Source organism: Kitasatospora sp. NPDC053308, from assembly GCF_055585785.1.
In genome coordinates this window covers 37,593-57,602 of record NZ_JBVJJY010000021.1, presented here as the reverse complement: position 1 = coordinate 57,602, position 20,010 = coordinate 37,593, and the positions used below count along the sequence as shown (strand labels likewise).

Sequence of the window (20,010 nt, the reverse complement as noted above, 5' to 3'; positions counted from 1 at the left end):
CTCCCGTGTTCATCGGGATCTGATGGATGGTCGGGTACAGCTGACGGGCGCCGGCGCGGTGATCGCCGGTCCGACGGTGTCGTTGCCCTGGGTGGTGGTGGACGCGGCGGGCCGGGAGGTCGAGCCGGTCAGCGCCTACCTGCGGGACCGGTTTCTGGGGGACGTGAGCCCGCTGACCTGCCGGAGCTATGCCTTCGATCTGCTGCGCTGGTTCCGGGTGCTGTGGACAGTGGACGTCGGTTGGGAGCGAGCCACCGAAGCCGAGGTCGCGGCGATGGTCGGCTGGCTGCGGGCGGCCCGGAATCCGCAGCGGCAGCGCCATCGCGAGGGTGGCCACCCGCCCGGGTCGGTGAATCCGACGACCGGCAAGCGGATCCTGCCGACCGGGTACGCACCGGCGACCATCGCGCACAGCCTCTCGGTGGTGCACGGGTTCTACGCCTTCCACCTGCACTTCGGACGCGGGCCCGTGCTCAACCCGGTGCCGGAGAACCGGGCCCGCCGCTCCGCGCTCGCCCACCGGTCTCCGATCGACGCCCAGGCCCGGCACCAGCGGGGCCGGCTGCGGCCGAAGGTGCCGGTGCGCCAGCCCCGGGCGATCCCCGACGCGCAATGGGATGAGCTGTTCGCGCAGATGCGCTGCACCCGGGACCGCGCCCTGCTGGCCTGCTACGTCTCCTCCGGCGCTCGGGCCAGCGAACTGCTGGGCATCCATCTGAGCGATATCGACTGGCACAAGGGCCAGTTGTGGGTGATCTCCAAGGGCACCCGGGAGCGTCAGCCCGTCCCGGTCTCCCCGGAGGCCCTGGCCTACCTCGCGGCCTACCTGGAGGAGGCCGGCCTGCCCGGCCCCGGTGAGCCGGTCTGGCGAACCCGCCGCGGCGAGGTGAAGCCGCTGACCTACTGGGCGGCCCGGCGCATCCTCCAGCGGGCGACCGAGCACCTGGGCATGAACTGGACGCTGCACGACGCCCGGCACACGGCGGCAACTCGGCTGGCCCGAGATCCGGCGATGACGCTGGCGGAGGTGCAGACGATCCTGCGGCACTCGCATATCACCACCACCGCCCTCTACACCGTGGTCGGGCTGGAGGACCTGGTCGACAAGCTCGCCGAGCATTACAGCCGACCTCAGCAACCGGCCGCCTGGTCGCAGCAGTACGACCCCGAGGACGTGGCGGTGGTGTTCGGTGCCCGGTAGCAAGGTCGGGACCAGCGCCCGGGTCAAGGGGCCCACCACCGGCCGGGTCCGCCGCCACTCGGTCGAGGTCTACGAACGGGACTTCGCCTTCACTCCGACGGCGGTCCAGCCGGCGCCGCCACCGCCACCGGTCCATCCGCCCCGGCCGCTGGGCGAGCTGTCGACCGCCCCGGCCCAGGAGATCGCCGAGCTCGCCGGCACGGCCTTCGGCTCGCTGACCCGCAGCACCTCCCGGCCGGTCGAGGGGATGCGGAAGCTGCTGAAGCTCCTGGAACAGTTCCCCGGTTCGACCTGGCAGGACCGCTGGGAGGCGTCCGGGCTCAACGAGCGGGGCCGCCTGGCCAAGGACCTCTACCCGGGCACTTCCAAGGCGATCATGAGCGCGGTCAACACCGCCGCCGGCCACGCCTTCGCGATGCGCGTGATCCAACCGTCGCTGCTGGCCTTCCGCTCCTACCGGTTCTCCGACTACGTCGGCTGGTTCCGCCAGCTCGCCCAGGACCCGGTACTGGAGGAGTTCTTCGAGCGGACCCTGAAGCTGCCGATGAGCGGCGCCTCCATCCGGCGGGCCCAGTTCGACATGTGCATCGCGCTGACCGTATTCGGCATCGACATCGCCGACCTGACCCCCGAAGCGCTGCTGCACTACGCGATGGAGTCCAGGAAGTACGGCGTCACGCCCGGTGAGGTGGCCGCCGACGGCTGCTTCGCCGCCACACAGACATGGGTGGTGCTGTCCGAGATGGGGCACTTCCCGGCCTCGACCCCACGCACCCTGCGGGGCGCGGTGACCAGGGGTCAGCGCACCGTGGCCGAGCTGGTCGACAAGCACCAGCTCCGCAACCAAGGCGTGAGGGACCTGCTGGTGGACTACATCGGCCGCCGATCCGTCGAAATCGACTACTCCAGCCTCACCGGACTGGTCAGCAACCTGGTCCGGCTCTTCTGGAAGGTAATCGAGGAGTTCAACCCCGACCAGGCCGACCTGCGGCTGACCGCCGAGGCGGTCGCGCACTGGAAGGAAAAGCTGCTGGTCAACCGGGACGGCACGCCCCGGCTGCACCTGGACGCACCGTTCATGGCGGTCCGCGCCTTCTACCTGGACCTGCACACCTGGGCGGTCGCCGAACCGGAACGCTGGGCGCAATGGGTCGCGCCCTGCCCGATCCGCGACGAGGACCTGCGGTGGTTCCACGTCCGCCGCCGGCGCTTGCAGGAGCGGATGGCCAATCGCACCCGCGAGCGCCAGCCGCTGGTGCCGATCCTGTCCCAGCACGTCACCGACCAGTGGCACCGTTGGCGAACCCTGCTGGAGGCGGCCCGCGCCGTCGGCCTGGGCGAACGGTTCACCGTCGATGGCGTCGAGTGGCAGCGCGTCTCGGCGAAATCGGACGTGAAGAGGCCCGACCCGTCGACCGCGGCCGTCCGCGCGGTCAACAGGAGTACCGGCGAACTGGTGCAGCTTACCCACGCCGAGAACCAGGCGTTCTGGCAGTGGGCGATCGTGGAGACGCTGCGGCTTGCCGGCCTGCGCGCCGAGGAGCTCACGGAGCTGACCCACCTGAGCGTGCGCAACTACCAGCGGCTCAGCGGCGAAGTCGTCGCGCTGCTGGTCATCACGCCCTCCAAGAGCGACCGGGAGCGGGTGATCCCGATGTCCGCCGAGCTCTTCCACGTCATCGCCCAGGTGATCCGCCGCCACATCAGCGCGCACGGCACCGTCCCGGTCTGCACCCGCTACGACCTGCACGAGAAGATCTGGAGCGAGCCGCTGCCCTACCTGTTCCAGACCGTTCACTCCGGGGCGGTCAAGGCGATGTCCAACACGACGATGTGGCGCATGATCCACCGCACCGCCGATGGGCTGGTCTCCGCCGATCCGCGGTTCGCGGAGGTGAAGTTCGCCTCGCACGACTTCCGCAGGCTCTTCGCGACCGAGCTGGTCAACAACGGGCTGCCGATCCACATCGGCGCGGCCTTGTTGGGCCACCTGAATATCCAGACCACCCGTGGCTACGTCGCGGTCTTCGACGACGACGTGGTCCGGCACTACCAGGAGTTCCTCGACCGCCGCCGGGCGCAACGGCCCGAGAGCGAGTACCGCAAGCCGACCGAGACCGAGTGGAGCGAGTTCAACGAGCACTTCGACAAGCGCCGGGTCGAGCTCGGCTCCTGCGGCCGGCCCTACGGCACCCCCTGCACGCACGAACACGCCTGCATCCGCTGCCCGATGCTGAGCATCAACCCGAAGATGCTGCCCCGCCTGGACGAGCTGGAGGAGGACCTCCTCGCCCGCCGCGAGCGCGCCGTCACCGAGGGCTGGCGGGGTGAGATCGACGGACTCGACCTCACCCTCACTTTCCTGCGGAGCAAGCGCGAGCAGGTCCAGCGATTCCAGCGCACCGGCCCGGTCCCGCTGGGACTTCCCGTGATTCCGCATCAGAAACCCCAGGTCACAGACGGGTGATCAGGAGCGAGGAGACGAGCAGAGCCCCGGAGTGCAGGGCCTGATCGGCCAGATACATCCCGTTGAGCCCGGCCGCCCGCAGCTCGGCGAAGTCCGGCGAGCCGGTGCGCTGCAACAACCACCGCACCGGCCACCGCCGGTCCAACACGGCATGGGTGGCCGCCGACCACACGAACCCGGCGGCCACCCCGGTCACCGACAACGGCAGCGGGATGAACAGCCACACCAGGCCGAGCAAAGCGGCCATAACCAGGTGGTATTGGCCGACGTGGGCCAGACACGCCGCCCAGCCCCGCCGCGGGCTCGCCCCGGCGGCCACATCCTCGGCCGTCGGCGCCCCCTTATTCGCCGCCTGGTGGTCGCTCTGGCCGAACACGTGGTCCGCCATGTTGTGACCTACCGCCAGCACCGCCCACACCGAGCCGAACGTGGCCAAGGTGGCAACCTGATCGATCGCGATCATCGGTGACCTCCCCGACCCAATCGAGTTGACGAGGGACGGAGACGATCGACAGCGTTGCCCGCATGACAACCAAGGAGTGGCTCAACACCGAGTCCACGCTGCAGCCGGGCACGGAACTCTTCAGAAGCGGCCGTAGGTTCGAGCTCTGTGCCTACGCCAACAGCCACGGCCAGCTGCTGTTGCGCAGCCACGCGGACCTGGATCGCCCTGGTGACCTGGCTAACACCACAATCGACGTGCTGTTCAAGCCTGCTGGAGTCTTGAAGATCCGGGACGTCTACGACGGTTTGGTCATCCGATGCGCAACTGTCCAGGAGGCCGATGGCATCCAAACCGCCTACCCCAGCATTCGCTTCTATCGCGATGATCGAGTCTTCATGTTGGAAAGCAAGGGCGAAATCGACTACGTCGTGGCCATGGCCGTCGGCTGGCACGAGGGCGTCCTGCCGCCCACTCGGCAGAGCTTCTTCAACGACGTCGACGCCAGCAGGCCTCGCTGGCCCAGCCAGCCATTGTTCAGCGCCGGCCCCAGTTTCAACCTCGCCTCGGTGCCGGAACTGATCACCGCTCTGAGCACCACCGACGGCGACCCGGTCCGCCGAGAGCGCTATCGCCACGTCTACGTCGTCATGACCCGAGTCGAACCAGCTAACGGGGCAGGCGTTTCGGGTGCTGGCGTCTTCCTCACCGAAACCGACGCGGAAGATGCCCGGGCCGTGATCGCGCCCAAGGTCGCGGACTGCTGGATCGAGGCCCTCCCGATCGCCATTTGAAACCCAGCATCGAGGCAAAGCCACTCGCATGACCGTCCCGTTAGTAGAAGGTCGAGGGCGTAGGCGCCGTTCATGCCGTGGTCGGCCAGGCGCACGAACTTCGCCTTGCCGGTGGCGTCGGCCAGGCGGCGCAGGGGCTCGCGCCGGTCGGCGATGTAGTGCGTGACCGCGCTGAGGGCGAGCGCGGCGGCGACGGGGCCAGGCCTCAGGCGGACGCCGAGCAGGCGGGTGCCGGCGATGAGGGCGACGCCCTGGGTGGTGGTGTAGGTGGCGACGTGGGCGGCGCAGGCGCGGCGGCCGGCCGCGCTGGACTGCCCGTCGGTGTGGTCGTGGTGGCCCTTGGTGGCGGCCTGGTGGTCGGTCTGGATCCAGTGGTCCGCCACGTCGCCGGCGGCACGGAAGAGGGCGTAGGCGGCGGCGAAGCGGGCAGCGCGAACGCTGGTCATGGGGGCTCCAAGAGCGTCGTGGTGCAGGCTGGTTGGGGGGTTCAGGCCGCGAGGGGCATGCCGTCGGCGCAGGGCAGGCAGGTGCCGAGGTGCGCGGGCAGGACGTATCCGGCGTCGCGTCGGCACTGCGGGCAGGTGCGGCGGGCCGCGTTGGCGGCGGCCAGGGCCCGGCGTCGCGCGTCGGTCATGGGGCGCACGGGCTTGGCGTGGGTGAGGCGGTAGAGGTAGGCGACGCGCACGCCGTTGGTGGAGCGGCGGGAGCGCCACATGAGCTGCGCGGCGACCTGCTGCCCGCCGGGGCGCAAGCCGCGGGCACGGAGCTGTCGGCGGGTGAGCAGGCCGGCCGGGGCCATCCTCCACGGGTAGGTGGGGATGCCCCCGAACCGGCGGCCCTCCGGGTCCCAGAACCGGGGCCGGGCCACGGCTACTGCCCGGTGCCGGGGGCGGGGATCTCGGCCATCGACATGAGCTGCAGCTCCACGCCCTCGTACTCACCCGTCACGCGCAGCCACACGGTGCCGTGGCAGAAGTCGTAGTCAAGGCTGCCGGACTGCAGGTCGAGCGCCCGGCGCCAGTACTCGAACCCGCCGAGCGAGTCACGCAGCACCAGCGTCATGCCCCAGCCCATGTCACCGCTGCCGGTCATGTACTCGTAGAGCTCGAACTCGGGCTGCGGCGCGTTCTCGTGCGAGATGAGCAGCATCATCAGCGTGTGGGCGGCGTCGCCCCTGGTGGCGAGGGTGGTCATCGGGAGTCCTCCTTGCCGGGGTTGGCGCGCTCGATCGGGAAGCGGGGGACGTGGTAGCCGATCAGCTTCAGCGGGACGCCCGCGTAGGTGATGGTGACGGTAAGCCAGCCGAGCGTGCCGGACGAGACGGTGTCGAAGTCGACGGCGTCCGGGGCGATGTCGAGGGCCTGGCGCCACTGCTCGAAGTGGTCGAGGTCGCGGTGCAGCGCGACGTCCAGCCCCCACGCGAAGTCGTACGTGCTGGGGATCCGCAGTTGCTCCAGTGTGACGGCCGGGGTGGGCAGGGTGGGGTGGGCGGTCAGGAGGGCCATCAGGGCGGCGGCCGCGTTGATCTGGGTGCCGGTGATGCCGGTGGTCTCGGTAGGGGTGGTCACGATGCCTGCTCCTCGGTGATGTCGGCGGTGCTGTCGTCGGTCATGGCGACGGCGTGCAGGGCGGGGCGCTCCGGCCGGGCCGAGCGCAGTTCCTGGTAGCGGTTGGCGACCCAGCCGGCCGACCAGCCGGTCAGGTCGACGGCCCGGCGCTGCGGGACGCCGGCCACCACGCAGGTCTGGATCTTCAGACGGGCCTCGTCCTCGGGCAGGCGCCCGGTCACGGCCGGCGCGGACAGCAGTTCCTGCCGCAGCCGCTCGATCTCCCGCTCGGCGTCCTGCTCACGCTCGCGCTCACGGCGCTCACGCTCGCTCATCTCGCGCTCACGACGCTCACGCTCCCGCTGCTCGGCTTCCTCCCTGCGCTGCCGCTCCTCGCGCTCGGAAGCCTCTTTCCGGGCCCGTTCCTCGCGTTCCGCGCGGGCCATGCGCTCCTCGTGCTCACGCTGCTCGCGGGCCATCCGCTCGTCGTGCTCACGGCGCTCACGCTCGGCTCGCTCGGCCCGGTCGTACTCGGCCAACCGGTCCTCGCGTTCCCGCCGGCGACGCTCCTCCTCGCGGCGCTGGCGCTCGGCCCGCTCACCGCGCTCACGGGCATCACGAGCGGCCAGCGCGGCGGCGATCGCCCGCCGGTAGGCGAGGGAAGTCTCCGCCGTGACGATCAGCAGTAGCGGCGCCACCGCGTGGACCGCCACCCCGACCTTGTCGTGGTTCAGGGCGGACTGACCCACGTTGAGCAGCACCGTCATGGCGCCGGTCATCCAGCGCAGCACCGCCGGCCAGCGGCCGCCGTCGCCGCCGAGGCGGGCGAGCGTGCTGTCCATGCGGACCACGATCACCACCGCCGCGTCCACCACGAGCGGCAGAACCGGTGCCGTCCACTCCCAGCCCTTCGGGGAGTGCCCGGACATGAGCGGGGTGACCGTGAGCACGCTGTAGAGGACCGCGCCGAGCGTGATCGTCCACGTCCCCAGCGCGAGCGCCTTCTCCGCCGAGCGGATCTGCTCCTGGCTCATCGGAGCCCGCCCCGCGGCCATCGGCCGGTGAGCGGTGAGCGCGTCGTGAGCGCCGTGAGCGGGTGCCTGAGTCACTGGGCACCCCCGGGCGATCCGGCCCCGCAGAGATCCTGTGCCCTCTCGCGGGTGGCGCGGGCCAACTCGGCGGCGGCAGTGGCAGCGGCCCGGGCCGCCTCGGCGGCGGCCGCGGCCCGTGCGGCTTCTTCGCGGGCGTCGGCGGTCACGCGGCCACCCGCTCTACGCTCGCGGTGCGGCGGATGACCGCCGGGCGCCGCAGCGGCGTCGGCGCCGTGTTCAGAAGCCGCTGGGCGTAGGCGGCCAGCACCGGGTCCTCCCGGCGCAGGCACGCCACGATGTCGTCCGCGGCGTCCATCCGAGCCTCGCGCTCGACCTCGCTCTCACCGGGCACTCCGGTGAACAGCTGGCCGAACTCCGAGTTCCCGACGAGGCCGAGCGCCAGCTCAGCGAACTCGTCCTCGTCCATGGGCCTCTGGCCTGCAACAATCGAGCTCACGGGTCTACCTCTTCCTAGTTGGCGGTGGGCCCGGCGGGGGCGGCTCCTCTTCCGGCCAAGGACACGGGAGCCGTCCACCGCGCAGGGCAGTAGATGGGTTGAGCTGGGGCTTAGTGCTCCGGCACCAACTCGCCGTTGCCGTAGCGACGCGAGCCGTCAGCGCACCGGACGATGTGGCGCGGGCCGTTGCGGAACGGGCTCCACGTCTCGACCAACCGGCGCTCGTCCTCGCCGACCACGTCCAGCGCGCCCGCCGGCTGGGCGGCCAGCAGCTCGTTCACCAGCGCCTCCACCCGGCCACTACGAGTCCGGTCGACCACGCGGTCGATGTCGCGGGCGGCCAGCTGGACGAACTCCTGGGCCGCGACGGCCAGGCGCTCCGGGTCCGGCGCCGAACGCTCGCTAGCAGGCGCCTGCTGGTGCTCCGGCTCGGTGTCGGTGGAGGTCTGGCACGGGTTGCACAGGCTGCCGGTGTTGGCCCGGTTCAGCTTGGTTCCGCACTTGGCGCACGTGGCGCGGTTCCCCTCGGTGGTGACGCGGACCGCCGTCTCGGTTTCGGCGAGGGTCGCCGCGCCGGCCGCGAGAACCGTGCGCCAGTCCTCCTCGCTGATCTCCCCGCTCCAGCGCGGCGACCGGGTACCGGTCAGCCGGCCGAGGCGGCACACCACCGCCCGGCGCCGACGCTCGGTCCCCTGAGCCTCCGCCACCCACGCCCCCGACGACAACTGGGCGGAACCGCTGGTCAGCGTCGCCACGCGGCGGGCGTAGGAACGGCCGGTCAGAGTCGGCGTGCTGGTCGTGCGGGGCATGGCAGGCATGGCTAAGCCTCCTAGGCACGTGCGTATCGCAGGGGCAGCCCAGACCGGGCAACAGCGGGAAGTCGCGAGAACAAGCAGCACCCGTTCAGTGAGCCTGTCGGCTAACTGGTGCGCACCAGTAGTCTGCAACTGGTGCGCACCAGTGTCAAGCGATTCCCTGACGGCCTGTCTGGTTCGGCCGTGTCTCCATGGAACTGCGTGTGCCAACGGCCCGGTAGCCAGCAGGGGTTAACCCAGTTTTGTTAACCCCCCATGCCATGCCCCACTGGTGCGGCATGCTGTGGACTCACGGCATTGCCACGACGGAGGTGGGCATATGGCAGAACGGCTTCGGCAGGCTCGCAAAGATCGCGGTTGGTCCCAGGACCGGCTGGTGCGCGAGATCATCCGATACGCCGAGCAGCGGCTTCTGGATGTGGCGTCACCGGCGAGCTTGAAGGTCTACATCTCTGAGTGGGAGAACGGTCGGCGGGCTGTCTCGGACGCCTACGCGACCATCCTGCGGGCCCTTTTCGGGAAGACCGACGATGAGCTGTTCGGCACCTCATCCATGGTCGCGCCGGCCGCGGATGGCTACGACGAGTTGATCAGCCGCATCGACTCCGCGCGGAGTCTGAGCCTCGGCATGGTGGATACCTTGCTCAACCAAACTGAACTGCTGCGGAGCGTCGATAGGCAGATGGGTGCGGCAGCTCTGGTTGACCAGATGCGTGCGCACCTCGACGCCTTGGAAGATGCCCTGACCTTCGCCGTGCTCCCGGACGCCAGAAGGCCTGTAGCGGCGGCCCTGGCCGGCGCCGCCACGCTCGCAGCGTGGCAAGCGCTAGACGCGGGGGCGGTGGAACGCGCCTGGCGTCACTACGAGTTGGGCAAGAGGGCGGCGGCCGAAGCCGAACATCCCATGTACCTAGCCCACGCCATGGCGGAGCAGGCCTACGTCCTGGCTGACGCTGGTCGCCCGGAAATGGCCGTAGACCTCGTCCGCGACGCCCAGCGCACGGGAGGCAGCAAGGTGTCCCCGCGGCTTGCCGCCTGGCTGTTCGCGGCGGAGGCGGAGCTGTGCGCGAAGGCGGGCCTCGCGGACGACTGCCGGAAGGCGCTCGACCAGGCAGCAGCGGTGCTACCGGCCGGGGACGAGCTAAGGGACCCGGACATGTTGAGCATCTTCCTGAACGCCAACCACCTGGCACGTTGGCGCGGGAATGCCCTTGCCATCCTGGGAGAGGACGCCGCCGTGGCCGAGTTGTACGCGGCCCTCGAACGGATGGACCCGGCATTCATGCGGGCGTCAGCGGGGCTGCGGTGCGACTTGGCGCAGGCTCACCTGGTGCGCGGAGAGTACGGGCAAGCGAGGGAGCACCTGCAACAAGCCCGCCTCCTGGCGAACCGAACAGGGTCGGTCCGGCACAGGAGGCGGATTGAGGGGCTTACCGGGCGCCTGTAGGCCGCTGAGGGCGGGTCGCCAGTAGGTGGAGCAGGGCGACAAGCGTCCCCGACCCGAGCAGCTCATCCCGGGCGATTAGGCCCGGGATCTCGGTCAAGGGGATCCACGCGATTCGCCCGGCTTCCTCAGCGTCTGTCGGCTCTCCGACCTTCGTAGCGCCCCTGGCCACGAAGATGTCGTGCGGCGAGTCCACCATGCCGACCATGGGCTGGTAGGTGACCACATGCTCAACGGAGCCGGGGCGCCAGCCCGTCTCTTCCTCGACCTCCCGCGCGGCGGCGGCGTCAGCGGCCTCGCCGGCGTCCACAATTCCGCCAGGTAGCTCCCAGCCGAACCGGCCCGGGACGAAGCGGTATCGCCAGAGCATCAGGACGCGGTCCTGGTCATCGACCACGGCCGTGATGGCGACGTGCTGAAGCCGCACCACGTGGTGCTCGAAGCGCTCGACGCCGGGAGGCTCAACATCCACCAGCGCGAGCTTCACCCATTGGTTGTCGTAGACCAGGCGCTCACCATGGATGCGCCATGGCTGCGGCTCCTCTTGGGGGGTGTCGGGCGACACCTGCCCCTCCGGGCGTCGGGCGCTGACGAAGTAGCCACTCCCGTGGTGGGCAACTACCAGGCCTTCGGCGGCAAGCTTCGACAGGACCAGCCGGACCGTCGTCCGGCCGACACCGAGTTCGGTCGACAACGTGCGCTCGGATGGGAGCTTGGCGCCGACAGCCAACTTGCCGGAGTCGATCCACTCGCGGATGGTGTGTTCCACCCGCTCGGTCTTCTCGCCCATCTCCTTGTGAGATCCCTCCGTCGGCTGACTGGTGCGTGCCACTTTATGCTCCTGAGAGTGGGAAGTCGTAGGGGGGCAAGAGGGCTGCCTTGTGGCGCCAGCGGCCGGGCCGTCTGTGGGCCGTCCGGGGGTAGCCAATGGTGGCCAACAACACCCAGTAACGACCGCTCCACGGCCGGTCCGCGTCTGTTGATTGATCCCGTCCTGGGGCGACACCAGTTCCTGCGCAACAAAGAGGCCAGCAGCCGGCGCCGCAGTCGTAATCACGATCATCAGCGTGGGGTCCTGGGAAGCGGCAAAGGTTCGTGGTGATGCCAGAGGAGCGATCGGTCTTCGCGGCGGAGCTCGGCTGATCCCCATTCCAGTCGAACCACTCCGCTGGCCAGGGAGCACGCGTAGGCGATGAGCACCAGCTTGGTTTCGGGCGACAGGCGCAGGAGGTCGGTGTGCGGCTCGTCTTCCTCAGGCAGCTCGATGCCGAGGTCGAAAGCGAACTGGCGAGGCTCAGGGCCATATCGACGGATGAGATCCGCGCGGAGCCCGGAGGCGCGTCGGAGCCTGGCGACGGTGACCGGTACGTCCTTCTTCGCGTAGCGGATCGGGAAGATGAGGTGGCCAGCGATGACCATGACCGTTCGTGCCTGGAGCCGGACAGGCTCGGAGCCGGGAAGGTCCGCCAGGCCGGCTGCAAGCTCTTCGTACTGTGCCGCGTAGAGGCCGTGGCCGTAAGCCTCGTGGGTTTGAGTGCGGACGCCCTCATGGCCGCCACGGGCTCGGTCGTGCGCCTGGAGGATGCATGCCGGCACGATCGTCGTCAGCTGGGAGGCGAGCTTGCCGAAGACCTCCGTGGCCCACGGACTGGCGACGCTTTCCGATCCCATAGATCCCCCGATTGCGGTCCGCTGGTTCGACCTCCGACGGTCCGGGGGCGAGCCTTGCCGATCAAGGGCGCATCGAGGGTCGCACGATGCACTCGCTGGAGTCAGGGCAGGCTGATTGGTCCTCAGGCGCATTGAGTTCAGTGGTCAGATCGCCTTGGGGCGCGGGACCAGGGCGGGACCACACGCTGTGCACGCACCAGAACGGAACCGGGGTGGACGGGCGACTCGGCGTGCGCCGAAAACGCTCTGACCAGCGCAAACAGCTGGGGGTCAAGGGGTCGCAGGTTCAAATCCTGTCGTCCCGACTTGCTTAACCGCAGGTCGTAGGCCGTTTCCGCTTCTGGCGGGAGCGGCCTTTTTGATGTTCTGTCGGCTGGTGGTCGCAGTGTGGTCGCCGGGCCACATCGGCCAGGCGCTGGCGGGTTCTATTTCTTGCGATGTCTGATGGGCGGCCAGGCGGTGGTGGGGGCGCGGGTTCTGGTGCCAGGGGCGCCGGCTGCGGCAGGCGGGCTCGCCGAGGACCGCGCGGTCGGCGGTGTTGAGGGTCCAGGAGATGGCGTCGACGGCTGCGCGGGCGGCGAGGTGGGTGAGTTCGGCGTAGATGTTCGCGGTGGTGGACAGGGTGCGGTGGCGCAGGGTCTTGGAGACGACGGGGAGTGGGGTGCCTGCGGCCAGGGCGAAGCTGGCGGCGAGGTGGCGCAGGTCGTGCAGGGCGATGCGGGGGACGCCGGCTTTGTCGCAGAGCAGGTGGAAGCGGTCGAGGACGGCCTTGGGGTGCAGGGGGCGGCCGTGGCGGTGGAAGACGTAGCCGTCGGCGGGGGTGATCTGCCCGAAGGCGTGTGAGCCCGTTCGTTCGTCGAGGGCGTCGGCGACGCGGTCGGACAGGGCGACCCAGGCGCGGCTGCCCTTGGTCTTGGGGGTGGTCAGCAGGAGCTGGTTGTTGTCGATCGCGGAGAGCGTGGCGCGGATGAAAAGGGTGCGTTCGGGCAGGTGGACGTCGCCCCAGTGCAGGGCCAGAGCCTCGCCCTTGCGCATGCCGGTGCCGATCATCAGCTCGGCGAGATCGGCGTACAGCGGGTCGACGATGTGGGTGAAGCGCAGGAAGCGGGCGGCCTGTTCCTCGGTCCACAGGTGTCGTTCGGCTGCGGCGGGGCGGGAGATGAGCGGGGGCTTCGCGGGGTTGCGGGCCAGGCGTTCGGTGTTGACGGCGGTGGTGAGGGCGCTGGAGAGGGTGGACATGATCCGGTGGACGGTGACTCTGCCCCGGTGTCGGCGTAGTTGGTCGGTGACGAAGGCGGCCAGGTGCTGGCGGGTGAGGTCGTCGAGGGGGATGGTGCCGAGGGCGGGGATGAGGTCTTGGGTGATGTAGTCGCGGTAGCGGGCGATGGTGGTGGGTTTGAGGTGGAGGGCTTTCTCGGTGAGCCAGCTGGTGAGGTAGTCGGCGGTGCTCTGTCTGGGATCGGTGATGATGCCGAGGGGCAGGGACTCGTTGAAGCGTCGCAGGGCGATGCGGGCGTCGAGTTCGTCGGGGAAGCCGGCGCGGCGGATGGTGCGGCGGTGGCCGTCGGGGGAGGGGGCGTCGACGGCGAAGGCCCAGCTGCCGTGGCGGGGGTCGCTGGCGAGGTGCGGGCAGTGGGTGCCGAGCTGGCGGTGGTGGTCGTCGCGGCAGCCGCAGCGCCGGTAGACGCGGCCGCGGTCCCGGCCGCTGGATGGGGTGGGTGAGCTGCGCATGGTGATCGCCTCGAAGGGTCGTGCGCGAGGAGTCCTCTCCTCCAGTGTGGGCTCGCGGTGCGACCACCGCGCGACCACCGGCTGGACAATCCGGCTATGACCTGCGGGTCTCCCTTGATCAGTGGAAGGGAGACCCCGGGCGGGCAGGTCAGATGAGCGGGTCGCGGTGTGCGGCGGTCTCGCGGACGAGCTGGGCGAAGCGTGCGCGGCTGCGCTGCTGGTGCTGTTCGGCCTGTTCGTCGCTCCAGTCCTCGGCGTTGGTGTCGTCGTCCTCGTCGTCGAGGTCGTCGTATTCGGTGTGGAGGAGCCAGCAGGCGCGGATGCCGGTGACGAGGTCTTCGAGGAGGTCCCGGGCGGGGCGCCTGGGGTCGAGCGGGGTCAGGCGCAGGCCGGTGTCCTCGGGGTCGGTGTGCTGGGCGAGGGTGTCGTCGATGCCGTCGAGTTGTTCGCGCAGGCCGGCAGGGTCAGGGAGGAGGCCGTCGGCGACGTGGAGGGCGTGGCCGACCAGGCGAGTGACCATGTCGTAGGGGGAGGCGCCAGCTTCGATGAGCTGGAGGACGAGGGTGGGTGTCTCGTGGGGGAGGGCTTCGACGTTGTCGGCTTCGACGAGTACGGCGGCGGGGGAGTGGCCGGAGGCTTCGGAGGCGACCTCGGCTGCGGCGGCGAGCCAGTGAGCCGCGGCGACAGTTGCGGCGGTGGGGTCGATTTCGGTGAACAGGGCTGCCGGGCCGAAGGGATCCTGTTCGAGGAGGTGGTCGGCGGCGGCGACCTGGACTGGGGAGGCGCCTTCGCGGCTGAGGAGGACGGCCTGGCGGGCGCGGTCGGTGAGGTTGCCGAGTTCGGCGTTCTCCACGGCGGCGAGTTCGGTGGCGGTCTCGGCGAGGACGGCGTCGGTGAGGTCAGCGTTGCGGAGGGTGTGCAGGGCGCGGCCGGCAGCCCGCCGTGGTTTCGCGGGTGGCGGCCCAGCTGGCGAGCAGGCGCAGACCCTGTTCGCTGGGAGAGCCGGGTTCGGCGGCGTAGATGGTGAGGGTGAGACCGGGTGCAGCGGCCATGTCCATGCCTTCGTAGGCGAGGGTGAGGTCGCCGACGGCATGGTGGTGGAAGCGTTTGGTTCCGGTGCCGTGGTAGCGGACGTTGTGGGCACCCCACCGGGTGCGGAAGTCGTCGCTGCGGGTGGAGAGTTCGCCGACGAGGTCGTGGAGGCCCTTGTCGTGGGGGTCGCGGCCTGCCTTGGTGCGCAGGATGGCGACGGTGATGTCGGCGGCCTGGTCCCAGTCGGGGTAGAAGCGACGGGAGGCGGCGTCGAGGAACTGGTAGCGGGCGAGGTTGTTCTGGTTGCCGGAGGCTTCGTACACGTCGGCATAGAAGGCGCGGGCGAGTTGGTTGGCAGCGACCAAGTCCATGCGGCCGTTGCGGACGAAGGCGGGGCCGCCGGTGACGGCGTCGAGCATCCACTGCAGGCTGCGGTGCGGCGTCCACTGGCGACTGGTGCGACGGCGGGGGCGGGCGAGCGCGTCGGTGCCGTCGGCGGCTTGGGCCAGGTGCAGCAGGTGGGCTCGTTCGGCGTCGTCGAGCTGCAGGGCCCGGGCGAGAGCTTCCAGGACGGCGGGTGAGGCGCCGGCGAGGTTGCCGCGCTCCAGCTTGGCGTAGTACTCCACGCTCACGTCGGCCAGGGCGGCGACCTCGCTGCGGCGCAGGCCCGGCACCCGGCGGCGGGGTCCGGCCGGCATGCCCGCCCGTTCCGGGGTGATCTTCGCGCGTCGCGAGGTGAGGAACTCGCGGACCTCCTGAGTGTTGTCCACGCCTTCGACCCTACGGCCCCGCTGAACCCGGAGGGGTGTACGGCCGGTACACCCCTCATCGGTGACTCGCTGCCGTGGACGACAGGAGGTTGTCTGGAAAGCGTGGCGCTCCCCGGCCCGGCCTTCGGAAGGCCTGCGGGGGTGCCCGACCCGCACTTGGCGGCGACCGACACGGCAGGCCGTCCGCCCCGGAACCGAAGGAAGCACTCTGATGCGCGGTGCAGTGATCCACGCCCCTGGCGACGTCCGCTTCGAGACCGTGGAAGACCCGAAGATCCTCAAGCCCACCGACGCGATCATCCGAACGGCGGTGACATGTGTGTGTGGCTCGGACCTGTGGCCCTACCGGGGGGCGGAGCCGATCGGCGACCCGCACCCGATGGGCCACGAGTACGTCGGCTTCGTCGAGGAGGTCGGCTCCGAGGTCACCGGCCTGCGGTCCGGCCAGTTCGTGGTGGGCTCGTTCGCAACCTCCGACAACACCTGCCCGAACTGCTCGCACGGCTTCCAGTCGAACTGCTTGCACCGGGAGTTCATGTCCACCTGCCAGGCCGAGTACGTGCGCATCCCCAACGCCGCCGGGACCCTGGTCGCCACCGACGAGGTGCCCGGCGAGGAGCTGTGGCCGGGCCTGCTGGCGAACTCGGACGTGATGGGCACCGGGTGGTGGGCTGCCGACGCCGCCGAGGTCCGACCCGGCTCGACCGCAGTGGTGGTCGGGGACGGCGCGGTCGGCCTGTGCGCCGTGATCGCCGCGAAGGAGATGGGCGCGGAGCGGATCATCGCGATGTCCCGCCACGAGCCGCGGCAGAAGCTCGCCCTGGAGTTCGGTGCGACCGACATCCTCACCGAGCGCGGCGAAGAGGGTATCGCCCGGGTCAAGGAGCTGACCGGCGGGATCGGCGCGGACAGCGTGCTGGAGTGCGTCGGCACCGCCCAGGCGGTGCAGCAGGCCCTGCATTCTGCCCGGCCCGGCGGCAGCGTCGGCTTCGTCGGCGTCCCCCACGGGGTCGCCGTCGACGGCCAGGAGCTGTTCTTCTCCCACGTCGGCCTGCGCGGCGGCCCCGCCCCCGTGCGCCGCTACCTGCCCGACCTGATCGAGCGCGTCCTGTCCGGCCGCATCGACCCCGGCAAGGTCTTCGACCTCGCCCTGCCCCTCGCCGACGTCGCAGAGGGCTACAAGGCGATGGACGAGCGTCGCGCGATCAAGGCCCTGCTCAAGCCCTGACCGTGCCGGTCCGCCCATGACCGCCCTCACCCCGCGCACCTCGCTGCTCCACCCGCCCCGGCCTTCCTGCTGGCCACGGCTGCCTGCACTAACAGCTGGCCGACCGCCGGCCCGGCCACCGCGGCGCCACCTACGGCCGGACGGCAGGACGCCCGGCCACCGCCGACAGGAGGACCCCGATGAACATCCGCGCCACCCTCGACGGCACGCCCGTCGAAGCGGTGCTGAACGACAGCCCCGCCGCCCGCGACCTGGCTGCCATGCTCCCGCTGACCGTCGAGCTGGAGGACTTCCACGGCACCGAGCGCATCGGCTACCCGCCGCGCAAGATCACCGCTTCCGGCACGCCCGCGCCCGCTGCAGCGAAGGCGGGCGACACCGCCTGTTACGCGCCCTGGGGCAACCTGGCCCTCTTCCACAAGGACGGCCCCGCCGCATCCCCGGACCTCCTGATCCTCGGGAGCCTCGACACCGATCCCGACGCGATTGCCCGCGCCCAAGAGATCACCATCCAGACCGCCCCCCGAACCCGCCGCGAGCACTCCCTGATGAACCCCGTATACGACTTCACCGGCCAGGTCGCCTTCGTCACCGGTGCCTCCTCCGGCATGGGTCTGGCCACCGCCCGTGCCTTCGCCGAGGCGGGCGCCGCCGTCGGCCTCGCCGACATCGACGAGAGCGCCGTCGACCGGGTGGCGAAGGAGCTCAACGACGCCGGCCACCAGGTCCTCGCCCTCGTCTGTGACGTCACCGACGAGCTGCAGGTCGCCGCCGCAGTCGACCGCACCGTCGCCACGTTCGGCCGCTTCGATGCGGCCTACAACAACGCCGGGATCATGCCCCCGCCCACCGACGCCGCCGATGAGGGCGCCGAGCAATTCGACCGGGTCACGGCCGTCAACCTGCGCGGTGTCTGGGCGAGCATGAAGCACGAACTGCGCCACATGCGGGAACAGGGCAGCGGCGCGATCGTCAACTGCTCCTCGCTGGGCGGCCTGGTCGGCAACCCCGGCCGCGCCGCGTACCACGCCACCAAGCACGGAGTGCTCGGCCTGACCAAGAGCGCCGCCCTCGAATACGGGTCCCGCGGTGTGCGCGTCAACGCCGTCTGCCCCGGCACCATCGCCACCCCCATGGTCGACGCCATGGTCGAAGGCAGCGAACTGGACCGCGGCCAGGCCGAGACCGGCCAGGCCATCGAGCGGCTGGGCACCGCCGAGGAGATCGCCCAGGCCGTGCTGTGGCTGTGCAGCCCCGGCTCGAGCTATGTCACCGGCGTCGCCCTGCCTGTCGACGGCGGGTACACCGCCCGGTAGCCCCTCCGCTCCAGACACGAGAAGGACCGTCATGGAATTCGTCCAGCCCCAGCCCACCAGCAAAGCCCCCGCGGACTGGTTCACCGGTGACGTCTGGTGGGACGTCATCGCAGCCGGGCAGGAACCCTCCCGCCTGCGGGCCAACCTGGTGCGCTTCGCGCCTGGCGCCCGCACCCACTGGCACCTCCACGAGGTGGGCCAGACTCTGTACGTCGTCTCCGGGATCGCGTACGTGGGGACCCGCGACGGCCGGATCCTCGAGGCCAACCCGGGCGAGACCGTCGCCTGCCCGCCCGGCGAGGAGCATTGGCACGGAGCCGCCCCCGACCGCTTCATGGAGCACATCGCCATGTGGGAGGCAACCGCCGACGGCAGCCCCGAGACGACCTGGGCCGAACCCGTCACCGACCCGCAGTACAACAAGCCCCGCACCCGCCGGCCGTAGCCCGGCACCGCCCGCACTGCGGGCAGGCGGTCACGGTCCGGGTGGCGGAATCGTGGGGTCGCCGAGGCCCGGGCCCGCCCCGACGTACCGGCCGCCGAGCGGAGATCGGCCCCGGAGATCGGCCTGTGACCTGTGCGTCTTCCATGGCCGCAGAAGGCGATTATCGCTTCAAGCCGTTGCTCCTGATGACCTCGCCGTACCAGTGCGCGCTGGACTTGAGGGTGCGCCGCTGGGTGGCGAAGTCGACGTGGACGAGGCCGAAACGCTTGGTGTGCCCCTCGGACCACTCGAAGTTGTCCATCAGCGACCAGAGCAGGTAGCCGCGGACGTCCACCCCTGCCTGGATCGCTTCGTGCAGTGCCGTGAGGTGGTCGCGCAGGAACTCGATCCGGTCGGGATCGTGTACCCGGCCGTTGTCGTCGGGGATGTCGGCGTATGCCGCGCCGTTCTCGGTGATCCAGATGGGCAGGTCGGGGCGGGCGGACGCGATGCGCTCCAGTTGCCGACGCAGGCCGTCGGGATCGACGTCCCAGCCCATGGCGGTGGTGCGGAGTCCGGTTGGGTGGAACACGACGTCCTCGGCTCCGACCCAGGGCGATGGCCGATGATCAACCAGGCCCGCGCCGACGGTGTGGGAGCTGTAGTAGTTGACACCGAGGAAGTCGATCGGGGTGCCGATCACGGCCTCGTCGCCCTCACGGAGGTGGCCGAGGCCGGCGATCGGTTCGATGTGCGCCAGGACGTCGGCCGGGTAGGCGCCGGTGACCACCGGTTCGAGGAGGAGCCGGTTCATCAGCAGGTCGATCCGCCGGGCCGCGTCCTGATCGGTCGGGTCGTCGCTCACCGCCTGTACGGGGTAGAAGTTGGGTGCCAGTCCGATTTCCGGGTGCCGACCCGGCACCCGTAGTGCCCTCGCTGCCAGCCCGTGGCCCAGGAGTAGGTGGTGGGCGGCGCGCAGCGCGCCCGGCGGGTCTTGCACTCCTGGGGCGTGCAGGCCGCTGGCGTAGCCGAGGAAGGCGGCGCACCAGGGTTCGTTGACGGTGATGAACGTGTCCACCAGGTCGCCGAGGTGTTCACCGACCAGCTGGGCGTAGTCGGTGAAGCGCCAGGCGGTGTCACGGGCGCGCCAGCCGCCGCGGTCCTCCAGCGCTTGTGGGAGGTCCCAGTGGTAGAGCGTGGCGACGGGCTGGATGCCGTTCTCGTGCAGCTCGTCGAGTAGCCGGCGGTAGAAGTCGAGCGCCTTCGGGTTGGCTCGGCCCCTGCCGTCGGGCTGGAGCCGGGCCCAGGAGAGTGAGAAGCGGTAGGCCTGGAGGCCGAGATCGGCCATCAGGGCGACGTCCTGCCCGTGGCGGTGGTAGTGGTCGCAGGCGGTGTCGCCGGTGGTGCCGTCGACGGTCGTGCCCGGGCTGTGGCTGAACACGTCCCAGATGGAGGATGTCCGGCCGTCCTCGGAGACGGCGCCCTCGATCTGGTAGGCGGAGGTGGCGGCGCCCCATCGGAACCCGTCGGGGAAGCGGAGGAAGGTCTGCTCGGACACGGATGTGACACCTCGGGAAACG

General features: G+C 70.4%; 20 protein-coding genes and 1 pseudogene. 8 read left to right on the top strand and 13 right to left on the bottom strand.

All coding sequences use genetic code 11. The annotated features are described in order from the left end of the window. Nucleotides 1-22 precede the first annotated feature (22 nt). Together ACZ6Y7_RS32155 and ACZ6Y7_RS32150 are read left to right on the top strand one after the other, a co-directional pair. Nucleotides 23-1,201 carry a tyrosine-type recombinase/integrase gene (locus tag ACZ6Y7_RS32155; RefSeq protein ID WP_465761456.1) on the top strand — a complete coding sequence of 393 codons (1,179 nt, stop codon included), beginning with the start codon at nt 23-25 and terminating at the stop codon, nt 1,199-1,201. Further along, nucleotides 1,191-3,668 (top strand): tyrosine-type recombinase/integrase, encoded by a 2,478-nt coding sequence (locus tag ACZ6Y7_RS32150; protein WP_465761455.1) that lies wholly within the window; start codon nt 1,191-1,193, stop codon nt 3,666-3,668. Before ACZ6Y7_RS32155 ends, ACZ6Y7_RS32150 begins: the two co-directional genes overlap by 11 nt. On the opposite strand, the gene ACZ6Y7_RS32145 is transcribed toward ACZ6Y7_RS32150, so the two are convergent. Then, on the bottom strand, nt 3,655-4,131 hold the full coding sequence (locus ACZ6Y7_RS32145) for a hypothetical protein (RefSeq protein ID WP_465761454.1): 477 nt from the start codon (nt 4,129-4,131) through the stop codon (nt 3,655-3,657). The two genes, ACZ6Y7_RS32150 and ACZ6Y7_RS32145, sit on opposite strands and share 14 nt — an antisense overlap. A 62-nt stretch (nt 4,132-4,193) precedes the next feature. Here ACZ6Y7_RS32145 and ACZ6Y7_RS32140 point away from each other — a divergent pair, with 62 nt between their 5' ends. Continuing rightward, nucleotides 4,194-4,904, top strand: coding sequence for a hypothetical protein (locus tag ACZ6Y7_RS32140; protein WP_465761453.1), 711 nt, complete (start codon nt 4,194-4,196; stop codon nt 4,902-4,904). Nucleotides 4,905-5,391: 487 nt separating this feature from the next. On the opposite strand, the gene ACZ6Y7_RS32135 is transcribed toward ACZ6Y7_RS32140, so the two are convergent. The 6 genes from ACZ6Y7_RS32135 to ACZ6Y7_RS32110 all read right to left on the bottom strand — a co-directional run bounded on the left by ACZ6Y7_RS32135 (nt 5,392) and on the right by ACZ6Y7_RS32110 (nt 8,817). Continuing rightward, nucleotides 5,392-5,772: an RRQRL motif-containing zinc-binding protein gene (locus ACZ6Y7_RS32135; protein WP_465761452.1), complete on the bottom strand. Its 381-nt coding sequence runs from the start codon at nt 5,770-5,772 to the stop codon at nt 5,392-5,394. A 2-nt stretch (nt 5,773-5,774) separates the two neighbouring features. Further along, nucleotides 5,775-6,098 (bottom strand): hypothetical protein, encoded by a 324-nt coding sequence (locus ACZ6Y7_RS32130; protein ID WP_465761451.1) that lies wholly within the window; start codon nt 6,096-6,098, stop codon nt 5,775-5,777. Continuing rightward, nucleotides 6,095-6,472 (bottom strand): hypothetical protein, encoded by a 378-nt coding sequence (locus ACZ6Y7_RS32125; protein ID WP_465761450.1) that lies wholly within the window; start codon nt 6,470-6,472, stop codon nt 6,095-6,097. Before ACZ6Y7_RS32125 ends, ACZ6Y7_RS32130 begins: the two co-directional genes overlap by 4 nt. Continuing rightward, nucleotides 6,469-7,485: a DUF2637 domain-containing protein gene (locus tag ACZ6Y7_RS32120; RefSeq protein WP_465761449.1), complete on the bottom strand. Its 1,017-nt coding sequence runs from the start codon at nt 7,483-7,485 to the stop codon at nt 6,469-6,471. The genes ACZ6Y7_RS32125 and ACZ6Y7_RS32120 overlap by 4 nt, the downstream gene beginning before the upstream one ends. Before the next feature lie 220 nt (nt 7,486-7,705). Beyond that, a complete protein-coding gene (locus ACZ6Y7_RS32115) occupies nt 7,706-7,999 on the bottom strand; it encodes a hypothetical protein (protein ID WP_465761448.1) in 294 nt (97 codons plus the stop codon). A gap of 110 nt (nt 8,000-8,109) precedes the next feature. Then, a complete protein-coding gene (locus tag ACZ6Y7_RS32110) occupies nt 8,110-8,817 on the bottom strand; it encodes a hypothetical protein (protein ID WP_465761447.1) in 708 nt (235 codons plus the stop codon). A 316-nt stretch (nt 8,818-9,133) separates the two neighbouring features. Here ACZ6Y7_RS32110 and ACZ6Y7_RS32105 point away from each other — a divergent pair, with 316 nt between their 5' ends. Beyond that, nucleotides 9,134-10,261 carry a helix-turn-helix transcriptional regulator gene (locus tag ACZ6Y7_RS32105; protein ID WP_465761446.1) on the top strand — a complete coding sequence of 376 codons (1,128 nt, stop codon included), beginning with the start codon at nt 9,134-9,136 and terminating at the stop codon, nt 10,259-10,261. Here the strand turns inward: ACZ6Y7_RS32105 and ACZ6Y7_RS32100 are convergent. The 5 genes from ACZ6Y7_RS32100 to ACZ6Y7_RS32080 form a co-directional block, all read right to left on the bottom strand. Further along, nucleotides 10,245-11,048 carry a GntR family transcriptional regulator gene (locus ACZ6Y7_RS32100; protein ID WP_465761445.1) on the bottom strand — a complete coding sequence of 268 codons (804 nt, stop codon included), beginning with the start codon at nt 11,046-11,048 and terminating at the stop codon, nt 10,245-10,247. The two genes, ACZ6Y7_RS32105 and ACZ6Y7_RS32100, sit on opposite strands and share 17 nt — an antisense overlap. A 272-nt stretch (nt 11,049-11,320) precedes the next feature. Next, complete coding sequence (locus tag ACZ6Y7_RS32095; protein ID WP_465761444.1) at nt 11,321-11,929, bottom strand: hypothetical protein; 609 nt, start codon at nt 11,927-11,929, stop codon at nt 11,321-11,323. Nucleotides 11,930-12,199: 270 nt separating this feature from the next. Beyond that, nucleotides 12,200-13,660, bottom strand: coding sequence for a tyrosine-type recombinase/integrase (locus ACZ6Y7_RS32090; RefSeq protein ID WP_465761443.1), 1,461 nt, complete (start codon nt 13,658-13,660; stop codon nt 12,200-12,202). Nucleotides 13,661-13,808: 148 nt separating this feature from the next. Next, on the bottom strand, nt 13,809-14,513 hold the full coding sequence (locus ACZ6Y7_RS32085) for a hypothetical protein (protein ID WP_465761442.1): 705 nt from the start codon (nt 14,511-14,513) through the stop codon (nt 13,809-13,811). Between the two features lie 46 nt (nt 14,514-14,559). Next, entirely contained in the window at nt 14,560-15,462 is a 903-nt protein-coding gene (locus ACZ6Y7_RS32080; protein ID WP_465761441.1) for a helix-turn-helix transcriptional regulator, read from the bottom strand. Between the two features lie 211 nt (nt 15,463-15,673). Here ACZ6Y7_RS32080 and ACZ6Y7_RS32075 point away from each other — a divergent pair, with 211 nt between their 5' ends. The 4 genes and pseudogenes from ACZ6Y7_RS32075 to ACZ6Y7_RS32060 all read left to right on the top strand — a co-directional run bounded on the left by ACZ6Y7_RS32075 (nt 15,674) and on the right by ACZ6Y7_RS32060 (nt 18,451). Beyond that, complete coding sequence (locus ACZ6Y7_RS32075) at nt 15,674-16,690, top strand: zinc-dependent alcohol dehydrogenase family protein (RefSeq protein ID WP_465761440.1); 1,017 nt, start codon at nt 15,674-15,676, stop codon at nt 16,688-16,690. Nucleotides 16,691-16,869: 179 nt separating this feature from the next. After that, nucleotides 16,870-17,169 (top strand): annotated as a pseudogene (locus ACZ6Y7_RS32070) (cyclophilin-like fold protein); the annotation flags it as partial. Between the two features lie 69 nt (nt 17,170-17,238). Further along, nucleotides 17,239-18,006: an SDR family NAD(P)-dependent oxidoreductase gene (locus tag ACZ6Y7_RS32065; RefSeq protein WP_465761501.1), complete on the top strand. Its 768-nt coding sequence runs from the start codon at nt 17,239-17,241 to the stop codon at nt 18,004-18,006. A gap of 31 nt (nt 18,007-18,037) precedes the next feature. Further along, the gene (locus ACZ6Y7_RS32060) at nt 18,038-18,451 is read left to right on the top strand and encodes a (R)-mandelonitrile lyase (RefSeq protein ID WP_465761439.1); all 414 of its coding nucleotides are present in this window, start codon (nt 18,038-18,040) and stop codon (nt 18,449-18,451) included. A 160-nt stretch (nt 18,452-18,611) separates the two neighbouring features. Here ACZ6Y7_RS32060 and ACZ6Y7_RS32055 read toward each other — a convergent pair whose 3' ends face one another. Further along, nucleotides 18,612-19,988, bottom strand: coding sequence for a GH1 family beta-glucosidase (locus ACZ6Y7_RS32055; RefSeq protein WP_465761438.1), 1,377 nt, complete (start codon nt 19,986-19,988; stop codon nt 18,612-18,614). Between the last annotated feature and the right edge of the window lie 22 nt (nt 19,989-20,010).

Excerpts from the sequence above, each read along its gene's own strand:
- ACZ6Y7_RS32155 (WP_465761456.1), top strand. The coding sequence starts at position 23 with ATGGATGGTCGGGTACAGCTGACGGGCGCCGGCGCGGTGATCGCCGGT.
- ACZ6Y7_RS32145 (WP_465761454.1), bottom strand. The coding sequence starts at position 4,131 with ATGATCGCGATCGATCAGGTTGCCACCTTGGCCACGTTCGGCTCGGTG.
- ACZ6Y7_RS32140 (WP_465761453.1), top strand. The coding sequence starts at position 4,194 with ATGACAACCAAGGAGTGGCTCAACACCGAGTCCACGCTGCAGCCGGGC.
- ACZ6Y7_RS32130 (WP_465761451.1), bottom strand. The coding sequence starts at position 6,098 with ATGACCACCCTCGCCACCAGGGGCGACGCCGCCCACACGCTGATGATG.
- ACZ6Y7_RS32120 (WP_465761449.1), bottom strand. The coding sequence starts at position 7,485 with ATGAGCCAGGAGCAGATCCGCTCGGCGGAGAAGGCGCTCGCGCTGGGG.
- ACZ6Y7_RS32110 (WP_465761447.1), bottom strand. The coding sequence starts at position 8,817 with ATGCCTGCCATGCCCCGCACGACCAGCACGCCGACTCTGACCGGCCGT.
- ACZ6Y7_RS32105 (WP_465761446.1), top strand. The coding sequence starts at position 9,134 with ATGGCAGAACGGCTTCGGCAGGCTCGCAAAGATCGCGGTTGGTCCCAG.
- ACZ6Y7_RS32100 (WP_465761445.1), bottom strand. The coding sequence starts at position 11,048 with ATGGGCGAGAAGACCGAGCGGGTGGAACACACCATCCGCGAGTGGATC.
- ACZ6Y7_RS32095 (WP_465761444.1), bottom strand. The coding sequence starts at position 11,929 with ATGGGATCGGAAAGCGTCGCCAGTCCGTGGGCCACGGAGGTCTTCGGC.
- ACZ6Y7_RS32090 (WP_465761443.1), bottom strand. The coding sequence starts at position 13,660 with ATGCGCAGCTCACCCACCCCATCCAGCGGCCGGGACCGCGGCCGCGTC.
- ACZ6Y7_RS32075 (WP_465761440.1), top strand. The coding sequence starts at position 15,674 with ATGCGCGGTGCAGTGATCCACGCCCCTGGCGACGTCCGCTTCGAGACC.
- ACZ6Y7_RS32065 (WP_465761501.1), top strand. The coding sequence starts at position 17,239 with ATGAACCCCGTATACGACTTCACCGGCCAGGTCGCCTTCGTCACCGGT.
- ACZ6Y7_RS32060 (WP_465761439.1), top strand. The coding sequence starts at position 18,038 with ATGGAATTCGTCCAGCCCCAGCCCACCAGCAAAGCCCCCGCGGACTGG.